We start from the raw sequence: 16,799 nt of genomic DNA on the forward strand, positions 1-16,799 counted from the left end.
GCCGGCCCGGCCTAAAGGGCGCGGGCCACCTCCTCAACCTCGAAACACTCGATGACGTCGCCGTTGCGGATGTCGTCGTAATTCTCGAAGGCCATGCCGCATTCGTAGCCGTTGTTGACTTCGCGGACCTCGTCCTTGAAGCGGCGCAGCGTCTTCAGCGTGCCCTCGTGGATCACCACATTGTCGCGCAGCAGGCGGACCTTGGCGCCACGCTTCACCATGCCCTCGGTGACCATACAGCCGGCGACCTTGCCGACCTTGGTGATGTTGAAGACCTCGCGGATCTCGGCATTGCCGATATGGGTCTCGCGCACGACCGGCGAGAGCATGCCGCTGAGCAGCGCCTTCACGTCATCCACGACATTGTAGATGATCGAGTAATAGCGCATCTCGACACCGTCCCGGCGGGCCAGGTCACGGGCCTGCGGGTTGGCACGGACGTTGAAGCCGATCATCAGGGCGTTCGACGCCTTGGCCAGCGTCACGTCGCTTTCGTTGAAGGCACCGACACCAGCCTGCAGCACACGCACCGCGACCTCGTCATTCTCCAGCTTTTCCAGGCTGGCGCGGATGGCCTCGGTCGAGCCCTGCACGTCGGACTTGATGATGACCGACAGCTCCTTCTTCGCACCCTCGGCCAGCTGGGTGAACATCTGTTCCAGCGTGCCGCGGCCGGAGGTGGCGGCGGTCTGCTGGCGCAGCTTCGCCTGACGGTATTCGGCAATGTCGCGAGCCTGATTCTCGTTATCCACGACGATGAACTCGTCGCCGGCCTGCGGCGTGCCGTTCAGGCCCAGAACCTCGACCGGCGCGGACGGGCCGGCCTCTTCGATCTGGTTGCCCTTGTCGTCGAGCAGGGCGCGCACGCGGCCCCACTCGGCGCCGGCCACGAACACGTCGCCAACCTTCAGCGTGCCGCGCTGGATCAGCACGGTTGCCACGGAACCCCGGCCACGCTCGACCTTGGCTTCGACGATAGCGCCCTCGGCCTGACGGTCCGCATTGGCCTTCAGGTCCAGGATTTCCGCCTGCAGGAGGATAGCCTCCTCCAGCTTGTCCAGGTTGGTGCCTTCCTTGGCAGACACATTCACGCACAGCACGTCGCCGCCCAGATCCTCGACCACCAGCTCGTGCTGCAGCAGTTCCTGGTGCACGCGCTGCGGGTTGGCGCCCGGCTTGTCGATCTTGTTCACCGCCACGATGATCGGCACCTTCGCCGCCTTCGCATGGGTGATGGCCTCGACCGTCTGCGCCATGATGCCGTCATCGGCTGCGACCACCAGCACGACCAGGTCGGTCACGTTGGCGCCACGGGCACGCATCGAGGTGAAGGCCTCATGGCCCGGCGTATCCAGGAAGGTGATTTTCTGGCCCGAAGGCAGGTTCACCTGATAGGCGCCGATATGCTGGGTGATGCCGCCAGCCTCGCGGGCCGCGACGTCAGTCTTGCGCAGCGCGTCCAGCAGCGAGGTCTTGCCGTGATCGACATGGCCCATGATGGTGACGACCGGCGGACGCGGCTGCGTCGCTTCCGGCGCATCAGCCTCGCGGCGAATGCTGAACTCGACGTCGGACTCGGCGACACGGCGCATATTATGGCCGAACTCGCTGACCACCAGCTCCGCCGTATCGGCGTCGATCGGCTGGTTGATCGTGGCCATGACGCCCATGCGCATCAGCGCCTTGATGACGTCGGTGCCACGCTCGGCCATACGGTTGGCGAGTTCCTGCACGGTGATGGTCTCGGGGATGACGACGTCTCGCACGACCTTGTGGCGCTCCTGGTTGGCGCCCATCTGGCGCTGCTTCTCGCGTTCGCGCTGACGCCGGACCGAGGCCAGCGACCGCTGCCGCTCGCTGTCGTTCAGCGCATCGTTGATCGACAGCTTGCCGCTGCGGCGACGCTGTTCGCCGCGGCGCGGGGCAGGCGCCGGACGGCGGGCATCCGCCTTGCCGGCCCCACCGCCTGCGCGGCGGCGGCGGCCTTCCTCATCATCCTCGGCGGGCACCGCCTCGACGATCTTGGCAGCGGCACGCGCACCGGCCCGTTCAGCCGTGCGGTCCTCGTCCGCCACGGCGGGGCGGGCGGCTTCCTCTGCGGCCTTACGCGCCTCTTCCTCGGCCTTCAGACGCGCATCTTCCTCGGCACGCTTCTTCGCCTCGGCTTCGGCGATCTGGCGCAGCTCCTCCATCTCGGCCGTGCGGCGGTCGACGATGACGGGTTCGGGCTCGGCCTCAGGCTCAGGCTCCGCGGCATGCGCTGCCTGCTCGGCCTCGACGTCAGGCCGTTCGTCCTCGCTGCGCTTGGCACCGGCGAGCGCGCGGATGCGGGCAGCGCGCTCCTTCTCGGTCAGCTGGCGCGGCGCGGCAGCCGCCGGCTTGGCGGCAGCCGGGGCCTCAGGCTCGCTCGGTGCCGGCGTCGGTGCGGCAGCGGGCGCCTCGGCGGGAGCCGCCTCGGGCGTTGCCGTCTCTTCGGCCTCGTCGGAACGGCCGATGGCGCGCTTGCGCTTCACCTCGACGGTGACCGTCTTGCTGCGGCCATGGGAGAAGCTCTGCCGGACCTGGCCCGCCTCGACGGTCTTGGTCAGCGACATGCGGCCGCGGCCGGAAAGGCTCAGCACCTTCTTGCCTTCCTGCTCGGTCTCCTTGGTCATATCCGTATCGGTCCGTTCTTTATCGCTCATGTTCCATTCCTGCCCGCCGATTGAGCCGTACCAGGGGCCGTCCCCATGGTCGTGCCCGGCGAAGGCTTAGCCAGTTCGAACCGCCGCAGCCCCACCAGCCGCGCCGATTCCGTCAAAATACGCTCCGCGAGGCCGCCGCGCGCGATGGCGATATGCACCGCCCGGTCGCGCCCGAAAGCCTCGCCCATTTCATCGGCCCGCAGAACCTCCAAAACCGGAAGCCTGCCAGCCAGGGCGCGCAGCTTGCCGCGCCCCTCATCCGCGCCGTCCATGGCGGCCAGCAACACGCAAGCCGTGCCGTTCTGCAGCCAGCTGCGTACCTTCTCGTAGCCGCCGACCGCCTTGCCGGCGCGCCGCGCCAGCCCGACCTGCCGGACCAGCCGCTGCGCCAGCAGCGCCTCCACCCGGTCTGCCAGACCTTCGGGGACGCGCACTGTCGCGCGGGCGGCACGAGAGAACAACCCCTTCGCCACCGCCCTGTCAAGCGCGGCCCTGTCGGCGCTGATCCACAGGCCCCGGCCCGGAAGCCGTTCCTCCAGATCGGGGACCAGCATGTTGTCCGGCCCGACGACGAAGCGGATCAGCCGCGGCTTCGGAAGGACCTCACCGGTGGCGATGCAGCGCCGGCTGGTTGCCTTGCGCTCCTCGCGTTCCGACTCGGAGTCCTCCGGCAGTCCGGCGGGCAGCTGTTCGGCGGGCGCGGTCAGTCCTTGGCCCCCGCGTCTTCATCCTCGAACCAGTGCGCGCGCGCCGCCATGATGATGGCGTTGGCCTCTTCCTCGCCCATGGCGAGGGAGCCCAGATGCTCGCGCAGCTCGTCGCCGGCCAGATCGCCCAGATCGTCCAGCGTCTTCACGCCGGCCTCGCCAAGCTTCACCAGCATCGCCGGGGTCAGGCTTTCCAGCGCCGCCAGCTCGTCGGTGACGCCCAGTTCCTTGCGGCGCGCCTCGAACTGCTCGTTCTGCTGCTCCAGATAGGTCTGGGCGCGGGCCTGCAGCTCGGCTGCGACATCCTCGTCGAAGCCCTCGATCTCGGCGATCTCCTCGATCGGCACCAGCGCAACTTCTTCAATGGAGGAGAAGCCTTCGCCAACCAGCAGATGGGCGATCACGTCATCGACATCCAGCGCCTCCATGAACAGCGCGGAGCGGGTCTTCACCTCATCCTGACGGCGCTCGGATTCCTCGCTCTCGGTCAGGATGTCGATATCCCAGCCGGTCAGCATCGAGGCCAGGCGCACATTCTGGCCGCGGCGACCGATGGCGAGGCTGAGCTGGTCGTCCGGCACGATCACCTCGATGCGATGCAGATCCTCGTCCAGCACCACCTTGGCGACTTCGGCCGGGGCCAGCGCATTCACCACGAAGGTGGCGGGGTCCGGCGACCAGGGGATGATGTCGATCTTCTCGCCCTGCAGTTCCTGCACCACCGCCTGGACGCGGCTGCCGCGCATGCCGACGCAGGCGCCGACCGGGTCGATGGAACTGTCCTTGCTGATCACGCCGATCTTGGCGCGGCTGCCCGGATCGCGGGCGACCGCCTTGATCTCGATGATGCCGTCATAGATTTCCGGCACTTCCTGGCTGAACAGCTTGGCCATGAACTGCGGATGGCTGCGCGACATGAAGATCTGCGGGCCGCGCGGCTCCTCGCGGACATCGTAGATATAGGCGCGCACGCGGTCGCCCTGCCGGAAGCTTTCGCGCGGCAGCAGTTCGTCGCGGCGCAGCACCGCCTCGGCGCGGCCCAAATCGATGGTCACATTGCCGAACTCGACGCGCTTCACCAGGCCGTTCACGACCTCGCCGACGCGGTCCTTATATTCCTCGTACTGGCGCTTGCGCTCAGCCTCGCGCACCTTCTGCACGATGACCTGCTTGGCGGTCTGCGCGGCGATGCGGCCGAAATCGATCGGCGGCAGCTCATCGACGATGAACTGGCCGACCTCGACAGCCGGCTGGATCGCGCGCGCTGCGTCGAGCGTCAGCTGCGTCGCCTCGTTCTCCACCTCCTCGACCACCTCGCGGTGGCGGGTGAGGGCGATCTCGCCGCTCTTCCGGTCGATATGGGCGCGGATATCGTGCTCATGCCCGTATTTCGAGCGACCCGCCTTCTGGATCGCCATTTCCATCGCGAGAATCACTTCCTCGCGGTCGATATTCTTCTCCCGGGCGACGATGTCGGCCACCTGGAGAAGTTCGGTACGGGGCAGAATTGCAGCGGTTTCCATCTTTTCAGCGTCTCACCTGGCTGTCACGCGGTCAGTCATGCGACCTTCGAGCCGTCCTGCGCCGCCTGGGTGGCGGCGATCAGCTCGTCGGTCAAAATCAGTTTCGCCCTGGCGATATCGGCAACGGCGATATGCAGTTCGCCAGCATCGGTATCCATCACCACGGCACCATCGGAATCCAGTCCCAGAAGCTTGCCGCGGAATCGCTTGCGGCCCTCGACCGGCACCTTCGCATCCAGCTTCGCCTCGAAGCCGGCATAGCGCTCGAAGTCGCGCGCCCGGACCAGCGGCCGGTCGATGCCCGGCGAGCTGACCTCCAGCGTATAGGCGGCCTTGATCGGGTCCTCGACATCGAGAAGCGCCGAAACCGAGCGGCTGATGTCGGCGCAATCCTCGACCGTCATCGGCGCCTCGTCCAGCCGGTCCGCCATGATCTGCAGCACGGCCCGGCTGCCCCCCATGAGCTGGACCCGCACCAGATCGTAGCCCATCGCCTGCAGCGAAGGCTCCAGCATCTCGGCAATGCGGTCGGTCAGCTCCATAAACCCTGTATCCGTCGATATAACGGCGGCACGGCCAACTGGGGTTCAGGAAATAAAAAAGTGGGCCAGCGCCCACTTCCAACCAACTCAGCCATGCAACCTGATTAACGTGAGCGGTGATATATACCGATTCGCTTCAACACTCAAGATTTATCCGACAGCCGGCCCGCGCGGGCGGCGCCGGAAGCGCAGATAGACCGGCCGGCGGCCCTGGGCCAGCGCCTTGCCCTCATAACGGGTCTGCACCCAGTCGGCCGGCGGGTCGCGCCAGTCAGCCGGGCCGCGGGCCAGCCATTCGAAATCGGGATGTTCGGTGACATGCGCCAGCATCCAGCGCGCCACGCCCATATCGTCGCTGGCGATGCGCAGCTCCGCCCCGTCCTTCAGCAAGCGCGACAGCAGGGCCACCGTTTCCGGCTGGATGAAGCGGCGGAAATGGTGGCGCTTCTTCGGCCAGGGATCGGGGAACAGCAGGAAGAACCGGTCAACCGACGCCTCCGGCAGCCGTTCCAGCACCGGCCTTGCATCGTCGGCATGCACGCGGACATTGCCGAGCCGGCCTTCCTCCAGATAGCGCAGCAGGCTGGCCACGCCGTTCACGAAGGGCTCGAACCCGATGAAGACTGTTCCGGGATGGGCCTTGGCCTGGGCCGCCAGATGCTCGCCGCCGCCGAAGCCGACCTCGATCCACAGCGCCTCCACCGGCGCGCCGAACAGCGCTGCGGGATCAAGTACGTCTGTATCGTCCGCCGGCAGGGAAAGCGCATAGTTCGGCAGCGCCTCATCGAAGAGCTGCTCGCGCCAGGGGCGCAAACGCCGGCCTCGCCGCCGCCCGTAGAATTTACGGGCGCGACCGTCCTCTTCGGAACTCATGTCGGGGAAACCTGTCAGAAAGCGCGCTTCAGCGCATCCGCCAGATCGGTCCGCTCCCACGAGAAGCCACCATCCGCCTCCGGCGCCCGGCCGAAATGGCCATAAGCGGCAGAACGGGCATAGATCGGGCGGTTCAGCTTCAGATGCTCGCGGATGCCGCGCGGGCTGAGATTCACCATCTCCTGCAGCACGGCGGACAGCTTGTCCTCATCCACCTGGCCGGTGCCGTGGGTCTCGACATAGACCGACAGCGGCTTGGAGATGCCGATGGCGTAGGACACCTGGATGGTGCACTTCTCGGCCAGGCCGGCGGCCACGACATTCTTCGCCAGATAGCGGCAGGCATAGGCGGCCGAGCGGTCAACCTTCGTCGGATCCTTGCCGGAGAAGGCGCCGCCACCATGCGGTGCTGCACCGCCATAGGTATCGACGATGATCTTGCGACCGGTGAGGCCGGCATCGCCGTCCGGGCCGCCGATGACGAAACGGCCGGTCGGGTTTACGTAGAACTCGTCCTCCGGGCACATCCAGCCCTCGGGCAGCACCTTCAGCACATGCGGGCGCACCAGCTCGCGCACTTCCTTCTGGTCGAGATGCCCGGCATGCTGCGTCGAGACAACGACCGAGGTGGCGCGCACCGGACGGCCATTCTCATACTGTAGCGTCACCTGGCTCTTGGCGTCCGGGCCGAACGGGCTGTTGGCCTCGGCATGGCGCGCATCGGCCATCGACTTCAGGATGGCGTGGGAGAAATGGATCGGCGCCGGCATCAGCACGTCGGTCTCGCGGCAGGCATAGCCGAACATGATGCCCTGGTCGCCGGCACCTTCGTCCTTGTTACCCGCGGCGTCCACGCCCATGGCGATGTCGGCCGACTGCTCGTGCACATAGCAGTCGATATTCACGGTCTTCCAGCTGAAGCCGTCCTGCTCGTAGCCAATGGCGCGCACCGCCTCGCGGGCGGCTTCGACCATGGCGTCATGGGTGACGGGGCCGCGCACTTCGCCGGCGAGGACCAAGCGGTTGGTGGTGGCAAGCGTTTCCACCGCGACGCGGGACTGCGGGTCGCCGGCCATGAACAGATCGACGATGCTGTCGGACACGCGGTCGCAGACCTTGTCCGGATGCCCTTCGGAAACCGATTCGCTGGTGAAAAGATAGTTCTTACGCGCCACCGTTGCCCCCGCTTGTGAACCTTTAACGCCTGAATCCTGGTCGCCCCGGTACCTGCCGAGGCCACCGTCTTCCGCTTGCGCCCACCGTGGTCACACCGGCGCGCATCCTGCCAAGCAAGGCCGTGCGGAAGCTGGAAAGCGGCAACTAGTTGCAATCTTTCCTGGCAGGGTCAAGGAAAATTAGCGTGTGGAAAATCGCGGCAGTGCGGATGAAACGCGCGGCACTTCAGCTCTTTTCGCCATCGCTGCTGGCCAGCGCCTTGGCCAGCTCGAACAGCCGCTTGCGCACCGCCGGATTGCCGACCTTGTAGTATGCGCGCACCAGTTCCAGCGTTTCACGCTTGGCCATCGGGTCGGCCTCGTAGCTCGGGCCGGCGCTTTCGGCCAGTGCCGCCGCCCGCGCGCCCTGACCGGAGTCGGTCGCCATGTCATCAAAGAAGAAGGAAACCGGCACATCCAGCACGCGGCTCAGATCGTAGAGCCTGCTGGCGCCAATGCGGTTGGCGCCACGTTCGTATTTCTGCACCTGCTGAAAGGTGAGGCCGAGCGCCTCGCCGAGCTTTTCCTGGCTCAGGCCCAGCAGAGTCCGCCGCAGGCGCACCCTGCCGCCAACATGAACATCCACCGGATTCGGTTTCCCGGTCCTGCCCGCGCCCCCGGCCTTACGCCCCCGTCCTGTCAGTGCCATTTTGTTTGATCTTTTTTTGCTGCCGCAAAGGATATGTATGACTAATTAACCATACGTAAGTATGCCGTCAACCAGGAGATGGCTGTTTCATGAACCATATCATCTAGTCGAACGTCTTCCGAAGCCTAATGTTGCGGCCCACCCGCAACCGCACCGCCAACAGGCCGGCCAGCAGCAGGACAAGGCCGGCGAGCGGCGCATCGCCCCAGCGCGCATAGGGCGTGGGCGGCAGGGCGGTCGGCAGGGCGACATCGAGGAAGCCCGTCTCCTCCAGCCCCAGCCGGGCGGTGACCCGCCCATAGGAATCGACCACGCCGGAGATGCCGGTATTGGCGACGCGCACCAGCGGCAGCCCCTCCTCGATGGCGCGCAGCCGGGCAATCTGGAAATGCTGGAACGGCCCGGTGCTGAAGCCGTACCAGCCATCGTTTGTCACATTCAGCAGCCAGCCTGGCCGATCGTCCGGATCGGCGACGGCGCCGGGGAAGATCGCCTCATAGCAGATCAGCGGGCTGACCGGCGGCAGGCCCGGCACCTGGATGCTGCGCGGCCCCGGACCACGCTGGAAATCCAGGCTGGTGGCAACCGCCGGCAGGAAGCCGAAGATATCGCGCATCGGTACATATTCGCCGAACGGCACCAGATGCGCCTTGTCATAGGTCGCCTGGATCAGGCCGCCGGGACCGACGGCGTGCAGGCTGTTCCAGTAGCGCGGTAGCTCTCCTGCAGGACGCTCGACGCGGACCGCGCCGGTCAGCACGGCGCCGCCATCCGGCGCCACCCGGCCGACCACCGCACGCGCCTGGATATCCTCGCTCAGCAGATAGGGTACCGCCGTCTCCGGCCACAGCACATGCGTCGGGCGAGGCCCGGGCGCCGGCCGCGCCGACAGCTCCAGATGGCGGATCAGATGCTCGCGCGGATTGAGCCCGGCCCATTTCTCATATTGCGGGATGGTGGCCTGCACCAGACGCAGCACCACCCCCTCGACCCGCATCGCCGGATCGTCCGCCGCCGGCGCACCGGCCAGCCGGACAGCGCCGCCGCCCCAGACCAGCACCAGCAGCGCCACCGCTGCCGCCATTGCACCGCGCGACCGCGCCGCCGGCAGGCAGGCTGCTAGCACAGTGACGAAGCTGAGGCCGTAGATTCCCGTCAGCGCCGCCAGTTGCAGCATGGCGCCAGAGGGCGCCCAGGCATAGCCGAGCAGGTTCCACGGGAAGCCGGTCAGGATATGGCCGCGCAGATATTCCGCGATCAGCCAGAAAAGCGCGAAGCCCAGTACCAGCGCCAGGCCGCGCAACCGCAGCAGATGCACCGCCAGCACCACAAGGGCGGTGAAGAAGGCCAGCAGCGCCGGCAACCCGACGGCGGCCAGCGGCATCAGCCACCAGAAGCGCGCCGTATCGACGGTGAGTGCATTGGCGATCCAGTACAGCCCGGCGACGAAGAAGCCAAGCCCAAAGCACCAGCCTAGCGCGAAGGCCTGCCGCCTTGTCGCGCAGCCCTCGATCTGCCAGAGCAGCACGGGAAAGGCGACCCAGAGCAGCGGCAAGATATGGAAGGGCGGCAGGGCCAGCGCGGCACCAGCCCCCAGCAGCACCGCCAGCCCGTAGCGCCGCCAGCCGGTGAGCGCGGCACTGCGGGCTGCGAGCCGGTCCAGAAAGGCCGGCAGGCCGGACAGGTTCATTTGCCGCTGGCGTCGGCCGGCATGGCCTGCGGCGTCTGCGGCAGATTGCGGATGCGTAGCCGCTTGATGCGGCGCGGATCGACGTCGGTTACCTCGAACTCGATGCCGCTGTCATGGCGCAGCACCTCGCCGCGCGCCGGCACCCGGCCGGCCAGCATAAAGACAAGGCCGCCCAGCGTGTCGGTCTCCTCACGCTCCTCCTCGTCCAGCACCTCGCCGACGATCTCCTCGAACTCCTCCACCGTGGCGCGCGCATCGGCCAGCAGCCAGCGCGTGCCATCGGCGTCGCGGTGTTCGATCAGCTTCGGCGCCTCGATGACATCATGCTCGTCATCGATCTCGCCGACGATCTGTTCCACCAGATCCTCGATGGTGATGAGCCCGTCGATGCCGCCGAACTCGTCCACCACCAGCGCCAGATGGATGCGCGCCGCGCGCATCTGCAGTAGCAGGTCAAGGGCACGCATGGAGGGCGAGACGAACAGTACCTTGCGGAGCAGGTTCTTCAGCGTGACCGGCTTCTGCGCGCCCCAGTACTGCAGCACGTCCTTGATGTGGACCATGCCGACAACATCGTCGAGCGTCTCGCGATAGACCGGCATGCGCGAATGCGCGGCCTTGGTCATCTCCTTCACCAGATCGGCGAGGCTGATATCCTCCGGCACGGCGACGATGTCGGCGCGCGGCACCATCACATCGACGGCCGTGATCTCCCGGAGTCCCAGGATATTGGCGATCAGCTGCTGTTCGTCGGGCCCGATGGCGTGCTGTTCGCCGCCATTGCCCTCAATCAGCCCCTCGATGGTGTCGCGCATGCCGCTATCGGCAGGGCGCCGGCGTTTCAGCCGCAACAGGCCGCCAAGGCGGCTCCATATCGAAGGGTCTTCGGATGCCCCGTCCACACGGGGCTGGGTACTGGATGCCTCACTCATCGCAGCGCGGCGCTATGCCTCCTTCAAGAACCCGGCTCCCGCCTCCAGGGCGGGACCAGGCAAATAGGGGTCGGCGATGCCGAACCCGCTCAGGATACGGACCTCAAGGGCTTCCATCTCGGCAGCCTCCTCCTCGGTCTCGTGATCATACCCTAAAACATGCAGTGTCCCATGCACGATCAGATGCGACAGGTGATCGGCCAGGCTCTTGCCCTGCTCCGATGCCTCGCGCGCGACCGTTTCATAGGCCAGCGCCAGGTCGCCCAGCGATACCGGTTCGCCCGGGAAGGCGTCTTCCGGATCACCGGTGAAGGACAGCACATTGGTCGGCTTGTCCTTGCCGCGATACTGCAGGTTCAGCGCCTGCAACTCGGCATCGCCGGTCAACCGCACCGCCAGCTCGGCCGGCCCGTTGGGCACTTCGGCCGAAGCCAGCGCCGCCTGGGCGGCCCGCACCACCAACTCCTCCAGCCCGGGAACAGCGGCCTGCCAGGCCGGATCGGCGATATCCACCGCGATCTCGACTGCCGTGGTTGCGCTCATGCCGAAGTCTCCGGCTTACCGCCATTTGCCCCGTTGTTTGAGAGCAGCGGGCGCTCGCGCTTGTCATAGGCCTGAACGATACGGGTGACCAGCGGATGGCGCACCACATCCTTATGGGTGAACTGCACGAAGCCAATGCCCGGCACACCCTCCAGCGTTTCCAGCGCGTCGCGCAGGCCGGACTTGGCGCCCATCGGCAGGTCGGTCTGCGTCAGGTCGCCGGTCACCGCCATGCGCGAATTCTCACCCAGCCGGGTCAGGAACATCTTCATCTGCGTCGGCGTGGTGTTCTGCGCCTCGTCCAGAATGACGAAGGCGTTCGACAAGGTACGCCCGCGCATGAAGGCCAGCGGCGCCACCTCGATCTCGCCGCTGCCGACACGGCGCTCCACCTGATCGCCCGGCATCATGTCGTAGAGCGCGTCATACAGCGGGCGGAGATAGGGATCGACCTTCTCCTTCATATCGCCGGGCAGGAAGCCCAGCCGCTCGCCGGCCTCGACCGCCGGGCGCGACAGGATGATGCGATCGACGCGGCGCTGCTTCAGCATCCACACGCCCATCGCCACCGCCAGATAGGTCTTGCCGGTACCGGCAGGCCCGAGGCCGAAAACCATCTCGTTGCGCTGCAACGCCTCCAGATAGGTCGCCTGGGTGGGCGAGCGCGGGGCGATGGCGCGCTTCCAGGTCGGCAGCGCCTCCGCCGCATCGGCGAAATCCATCACGCCATCGGCATCCGGCTCGTCCTGATCGCGCAGCGCGAAATTGGCGGCGGCGTCGATATCGGCGAATTCCGGCACGGTGGCGCGCTTGCCGGCGCGGCCGATGCGGGTTGCCAGCCCCTCGATGGCGCGCTTGGCGGCATTCGCATTGCCAATCACGCCGTCGATGGACACCAGATCGCCGCGCCAGGTGATGGCGACATCCAGCTTCTGTTCGAGGCGCACCAGATTGCGGTCATGGTCGCCGAACAGGGTGGCGAGCAGGCTCGCATCGTCGAATTTAAGATGGATCGGCGGCTGGATCAGGTCAGGTGTGCTCAAAAGCTCTCCTCGTCAGGATGCCAGCGCGGCGGGCGAGGCCGTCTCGACCGTCCCCGCCAGCGAGTTCTGATAGCCGGCGCTGATCGCCACCGGCACGATGCTGCCAATCAGCCGGGGTGTGCCCTCGATCACCACCGACTGCAGATAGGGGCTCTTGCCGATCAGCTGGCCCGGCAGCTTGCCGGTCTTCTCCACCAGCACCGGCAGGGTGCGCCCCGCCATGGAGCGGTTGAAGGCAAGCTGCTGTTCGGCCAGCAGCGCCTGCAGCGCGGCCAGCCGCTCGGTCTTCGCCGCCTCGTCAATCTGCAACTCCAGCAGGGCCGCCGGCGTGCCGGGGCGGGCGCTGTACTTGAAGGAGAAGGCCTGGGCGTAGCCGACCTCCCGCACCAGCTGCATCGTCGCCTCGAAATCGGCATCGCGCTCGCCGGGGAAACCGACGATGAAGTCGGAGGACAGCGCCAGGTCGGGCCGCGCCGCGCGCAGCTTCTCGACGATGCGCAGATAGGCCTCCGCCTTGTGCTTGCGGTTCATCGCCTCAAGGATGCGGTCGGAGCCCGACTGCACCGGCAGGTGCAGATAGGGCATGAGCTGCGGCACCTCGCCATGCGCGGCGATCAGATCGTCATCCATGTCGCGCGGGTGCGAGGTGGTGTAGCGGATGCGTTCCAGCCCGTCGATCTCCGCCAGCGCCCGGATCAGCCGGCCGAGGCCCCAGTCGCGCCCATCCGGCCCCTCGCCGTGATAGGCGTTCACATTCTGGCCGAGCAGGGTGATTTCCAGCGCGCCGGCACGGACCAGACGGCGCGCCTCCTCCAGGATCTGTCCGGCCGGGCGGGAGAATTCGGCGCCGCGCGTATAGGGCACGACGCAGAAGGTACAGAACTTGTCGCAGCCCTCCTGCACCGTCAGGAAGGCGGAATGGCCCTGCAGGGCCTGTTCCTCGGGCAAATGGTCGAACTTGCTCTCGACCGGGAAATCCGTGTCCAGCACGCCGCTTCCCGCCTCGCGGGTGGCGCGCGCCACCATCTCCGGCAGCCGATGATAGGCCTGCGGCCCGAACACCATATCGACATAGGGCGCGCGCGACATGATCTCCGCCCCTTCCGCCTGGGCGACGCAGCCGGCGACGGCCAGCACCATGCGCCCGCCCTCGGCGGCCTTCTGTTCCTTCAGCTGGCGCAGGCGACCCAGCTCATGGAAGGTCTTTTCCGAGGCCTTCTCGCGGATATGGCAGGTGTTGATGATGACCATGTCGGCGCCGTCCGGCGCCTCCGCCGGGGCATAGCCCAGCGGCGCCAGGACATCCGCCATGCGGGCGGAATCATAGACGTTCATCTGGCAGCCATAGGTGCGGATGAAAAGCTTCTTCGCCAACGCTCTGTCCCAACTCCTGCGCTCCCTGCCGGCCTACCGACAGGGCTTTATCTTCGAAGGCCCTTATCTAGGCGTCCACGCCCCGGAAAACCAGTACAAAACCAGTGCGAATCCTCAAGCCGCTTCCGTCGCTTCTGCCGGCGCTGCTCCCGGAAGCGGCAGGGCCGGCATCTCGCGCCCGGCATTGGCCGCCGCCACGCCCAGCAGCACCTGCTGCCCGCAATAGGTGGCCATCGCCTTGCGGTCAGGGAAATCGTCCAGCGTCACCGGCGGGTGAAACCGCACGCTGACCGTGACGATGCCCAGGCCCAGCACCCGCCAGAGATGCCCGGCCAGCGCCATGTCGCCATACCAGGCGAAGAACGGCCGGAACGCCCGGCCAATGGGAATGCCGTTCAGCCGCGTATAGGCGATGGAAACCGGCTGCACCTGCACCCTCTCGCCCCCGATGCGGGTCTCGGCGGCGGCGAACAGCGCGCTCTTGAAGGGCAGCACGCGGTTGCCGTCATTGCTGGTGCCTTCCGGGAACAGCACCAGATTGCCGCCCTTGTTCAGCCGTTCGGTGATGCTGTCTCGCTGACGGCCGGCATGATTGCCCCGCCGCACCACGAAGACGGTGCGCTGCAGCTGCGCCAGCCAGCCGAAGAACGGCCAGGTCTTCACCTCCGACTTGGCGACGAAACTGCCGGGAATCAGCGACCCCAGCACGGTGATGTCGAGATAGGAGGCGTGGTTGCAGACATAGAGCACCGGCGGACGCGTCAGCCGCTCGCCCTCCACCTCCAGCCGGAAGCCCATGATCGCCAGGCATTTGCGGTGATAGAAGACCGGCAGGGTGCGCGCGAGATCGAGGCGCAACGCCACCGCCAGCGCCTGCACCGGCATCAGCGGCAGGGTGAATGCCAGATAGGCCAGCAGCCGCACGAAGGAAAGCAGGGGATTGCCCATCACCGCACCTTCCGTCGCCTATTCACCCCACGCATCCTGCGTCGAGCGGGCATAATGGCGGTAATAGCTTTCCGTCACCTGACCGGTCTTTACGATGACGCACACATCGGTGGTGTTGAATTGCGGGTCGATCACCGCCCCGTCACCGACGAAACCGCCGAGCCGGAGATAGCCCTTGATGAGCGGCGGCAGCCCGGCCAGCACGCGCTTGGCATCATAGCCATCGGGCGGCAGGCGGTTCATGTCGGTGAACCGCTCCGGCAGGGCGCGCGGCCGCAGCTCCTCCGGGGCCAGATGATTGTGATAGAGGTAGGACAGCGCCGGGGCCAGCTGATCCACATCATTGCCGGGCAGGCTGGCGCAGCCGAACATCAGCTCGATGCCGTGATGGAAGACATAGGCGGCGATACCCTTCCACAGCAGCTGCATGGTCGGGCGGTTGCGGTAGCGGGCGTCTGTGCAGGAGCGGCCCAGCTCCAGGATCGGCCCGTCGAAGGCGACAATCCTGGCGATATCGTATTCGTCCGCCGTGTAGAAGCCGCCATGCTTTGCCGCCGCCTCGCGCCGGATCAGCCGGTAGGTGCCGACCACCGATTCCGGCCCCTCGCCCAGCGCATGGTCGATGACCATCAGATGATCGGCGACATCGTCGAAACTGTCGAAGTCGCGCCGTGCCGCCGCCATCTCCGGCGACGGCTTCGCGTTCATCTCGTCATAGAACACCCGGTAGCGCAGCGCCTGCGCCGCCTCGACATCCGCCACGCTACGGGCAAGCCGGACCTCCAGCGTGCCCGAGCGCAGATCACCAAGATCGGCCGGTCCATCGCCACCGGCGCTGGCGATGCGGGTTGGCCGGCCGCGCGAAAAGGCGGCACCCCCGGCCGGTTGGTCCGCGTCGGGAGAGTCCGCGGCCGCCGCAACGGATTGGGGCGGGTGCGCTGGGTGCGACATGAAAAGCCGTTCCTGTAATTATGCCAGCCGTCTTAACTGCTTGCCTAAGACGTCTTACTTCATCGGGCGCCGGCGCGTGGAATTCAACGGCACGCCATAGAGTTCCAGCCGATGGCCCACCAGCCGATAGCCAAGCTTCTCGGCAATCAGCTCCTGCAGCTTCTCGATTTCCTCATTCTGGAATTCGATCACTTTCCGGGTCTCGATATCGATCAGATGATCGTGATGTTCTTCCGGTGCTTCTTCATAGCGCGCGCGGCCATCGCCGAAATCGTGCCGTTCCAGGATATTCGCTTCTTCAAGCAACCGGACGGTCCGATAGACGGTGGCGATGGAGATACGCGGATCAATCGCCGTGGCGCGCTGATACACCAGCTCGACATCGGGGTGATCGGTCGAATTGGACAGCACCTGGGCGATGACCCGGCGCTGCTCGGTCATCTTCAGGCCCTTTTCCAGGCACAGGCGCTCAAGGCGAGACGGTTCCATCGGTGCGATTGCCTCCAATTTTATCTGTCCCGACTATAACCAAAACGACGCCGCAAACCAAAGCGGTTCGCGACGTCGCCTGACAGATTGAGGCCGCTCCTCTCCAGACAGGGTCGCCAGCCTTGTGGCGGGCGGCCGGAAAGCGGGCCGGAGTGGCCTTATTCCGCCGCGTCCCGGCGGGCACGCGTGCCAAGGCCAATGGCCCGGGCCAACTTGCTGCGCTGCTTGGCATAGTTCGGCGCCACCATCGGGTAGCTGGCCGGCAGGCCCCACTTCTCGCGATATTCCTCGGGCGTCATGTCGTAGGCCGTCTTCAGGTGCCGCTTCAGCATCTTCAGCTTCTTGCCGTCCTCCAGGCAGATGATGAAGTCCGGAGTCACCGACTTCTTCACCGGAACGGCCGGCTGCAGCTTTTCCTGCGGCGCCGGAGCAGCTTCGCCCAGATTGCCGAGCTTGCCGTGCACCTGCTCGATCAGCTGCGGCACGTCATGCATCGCAATAGTGTTATTCGAGACGTAGGCAGAGACGATTTCGACCGTAAGGCGAAGCATTTCGTCCCTTTCGACAACGTCCGTCATTTGAATCGACATAAAAACAACTCCGAATTAAAGACCGCCCTAAAACTAGAGTGTGTCCT

16 protein-coding genes are annotated in these 16,799 nt (G+C 66.2%); all 16 read right to left on the reverse strand.

What is annotated here, in order from left to right:
• Window positions 1-11: 11 nt before the first annotated feature.
• The 16 genes from infB to P24_RS02385 all read right to left on the reverse strand — a co-directional run bounded on the left by infB (window position 12) and on the right by P24_RS02385 (window position 16,713).
• Entirely contained in the window at window positions 12-2,684 is a 2,673-nt protein-coding gene (gene infB, locus P24_RS02310) for a translation initiation factor IF-2 (RefSeq protein WP_008943082.1), read from the reverse strand.
• The gene (locus P24_RS02315) at window positions 2,681-3,391 is read right to left on the reverse strand and encodes an RNA-binding protein (RefSeq protein WP_322095722.1); all 711 of its coding nucleotides are present in this window, start codon (window positions 3,389-3,391) and stop codon (window positions 2,681-2,683) included. Before P24_RS02315 ends, infB begins: the two co-directional genes overlap by 4 nt.
• On the reverse strand, window positions 3,388-4,914 hold the full coding sequence (gene nusA / locus P24_RS02320; protein WP_008943084.1) for a transcription termination factor NusA: 1,527 nt from the start codon (window positions 4,912-4,914) through the stop codon (window positions 3,388-3,390). The genes P24_RS02315 and nusA overlap by 4 nt, the downstream gene beginning before the upstream one ends.
• A 35-nt stretch (window positions 4,915-4,949) precedes the next feature.
• A complete protein-coding gene (rimP, locus tag P24_RS02325) occupies window positions 4,950-5,456 on the reverse strand; it encodes a ribosome maturation factor RimP (RefSeq protein ID WP_008943085.1) in 507 nt (168 codons plus the stop codon).
• Between the two features lie 150 nt (window positions 5,457-5,606).
• A complete protein-coding gene (gene trmB, locus P24_RS02330; RefSeq protein ID WP_040706269.1) occupies window positions 5,607-6,329 on the reverse strand; it encodes a tRNA (guanine(46)-N(7))-methyltransferase TrmB in 723 nt (240 codons plus the stop codon).
• A gap of 14 nt (window positions 6,330-6,343) precedes the next feature.
• On the reverse strand, window positions 6,344-7,504 hold the full coding sequence (metK, locus tag P24_RS02335; protein WP_008943087.1) for a methionine adenosyltransferase: 1,161 nt from the start codon (window positions 7,502-7,504) through the stop codon (window positions 6,344-6,346).
• 226 nt (window positions 7,505-7,730) lie between these two features.
• Window positions 7,731-8,192, reverse strand: a complete 462-nt coding sequence (locus tag P24_RS02340; protein ID WP_040706271.1) for a helix-turn-helix domain-containing protein — start codon at window positions 8,190-8,192, stop codon at window positions 7,731-7,733.
• 103 nt (window positions 8,193-8,295) lie between these two features.
• Window positions 8,296-9,882 (reverse strand): apolipoprotein N-acyltransferase, encoded by a 1,587-nt coding sequence (gene lnt, locus P24_RS02345; RefSeq protein ID WP_008943089.1) that lies wholly within the window; start codon window positions 9,880-9,882, stop codon window positions 8,296-8,298.
• Entirely contained in the window at window positions 9,879-10,697 is an 819-nt protein-coding gene (locus tag P24_RS02350) for a hemolysin family protein (protein ID WP_237740153.1), read from the reverse strand. Before P24_RS02350 ends, lnt begins: the two co-directional genes overlap by 4 nt.
• A 129-nt stretch (window positions 10,698-10,826) precedes the next feature.
• The gene (ybeY, locus tag P24_RS02355; RefSeq protein ID WP_008943091.1) at window positions 10,827-11,357 is read right to left on the reverse strand and encodes an rRNA maturation RNase YbeY; all 531 of its coding nucleotides are present in this window, start codon (window positions 11,355-11,357) and stop codon (window positions 10,827-10,829) included.
• Window positions 11,354-12,400 carry a PhoH family protein gene (locus tag P24_RS02360; protein WP_008943092.1) on the reverse strand — a complete coding sequence of 349 codons (1,047 nt, stop codon included), beginning with the start codon at window positions 12,398-12,400 and terminating at the stop codon, window positions 11,354-11,356. The genes ybeY and P24_RS02360 overlap by 4 nt, the downstream gene beginning before the upstream one ends.
• Before the next feature lie 12 nt (window positions 12,401-12,412).
• Window positions 12,413-13,774: a tRNA (N6-isopentenyl adenosine(37)-C2)-methylthiotransferase MiaB gene (miaB, locus tag P24_RS02365; RefSeq protein WP_008943093.1), complete on the reverse strand. Its 1,362-nt coding sequence runs from the start codon at window positions 13,772-13,774 to the stop codon at window positions 12,413-12,415.
• 114 nt (window positions 13,775-13,888) lie between these two features.
• A complete protein-coding gene (locus P24_RS02370) occupies window positions 13,889-14,722 on the reverse strand; it encodes a lysophospholipid acyltransferase family protein (RefSeq protein ID WP_008943094.1) in 834 nt (277 codons plus the stop codon).
• Window positions 14,723-14,740: 18 nt separating this feature from the next.
• Window positions 14,741-15,673, reverse strand: a complete 933-nt coding sequence (locus P24_RS02375; RefSeq protein WP_008943095.1) for a GNAT family N-acetyltransferase — start codon at window positions 15,671-15,673, stop codon at window positions 14,741-14,743.
• Between the two features lie 54 nt (window positions 15,674-15,727).
• Window positions 15,728-16,162: a Fur family transcriptional regulator gene (locus P24_RS02380; RefSeq protein ID WP_008943096.1), complete on the reverse strand. Its 435-nt coding sequence runs from the start codon at window positions 16,160-16,162 to the stop codon at window positions 15,728-15,730.
• Between the two features lie 158 nt (window positions 16,163-16,320).
• Window positions 16,321-16,713, reverse strand: a complete 393-nt coding sequence (locus P24_RS02385; RefSeq protein ID WP_008943097.1) for a MucR family transcriptional regulator — start codon at window positions 16,711-16,713, stop codon at window positions 16,321-16,323.
• Window positions 16,714-16,799: the final 86 nt, after the last annotated feature.

Origin of the sequence: Oceanibaculum indicum P24 (genome assembly GCF_000299935.1) — a bacterium.
In the GTDB taxonomy this organism is placed as follows: domain Bacteria; phylum Pseudomonadota; class Alphaproteobacteria; order Oceanibaculales; family Oceanibaculaceae; genus Oceanibaculum; species Oceanibaculum indicum.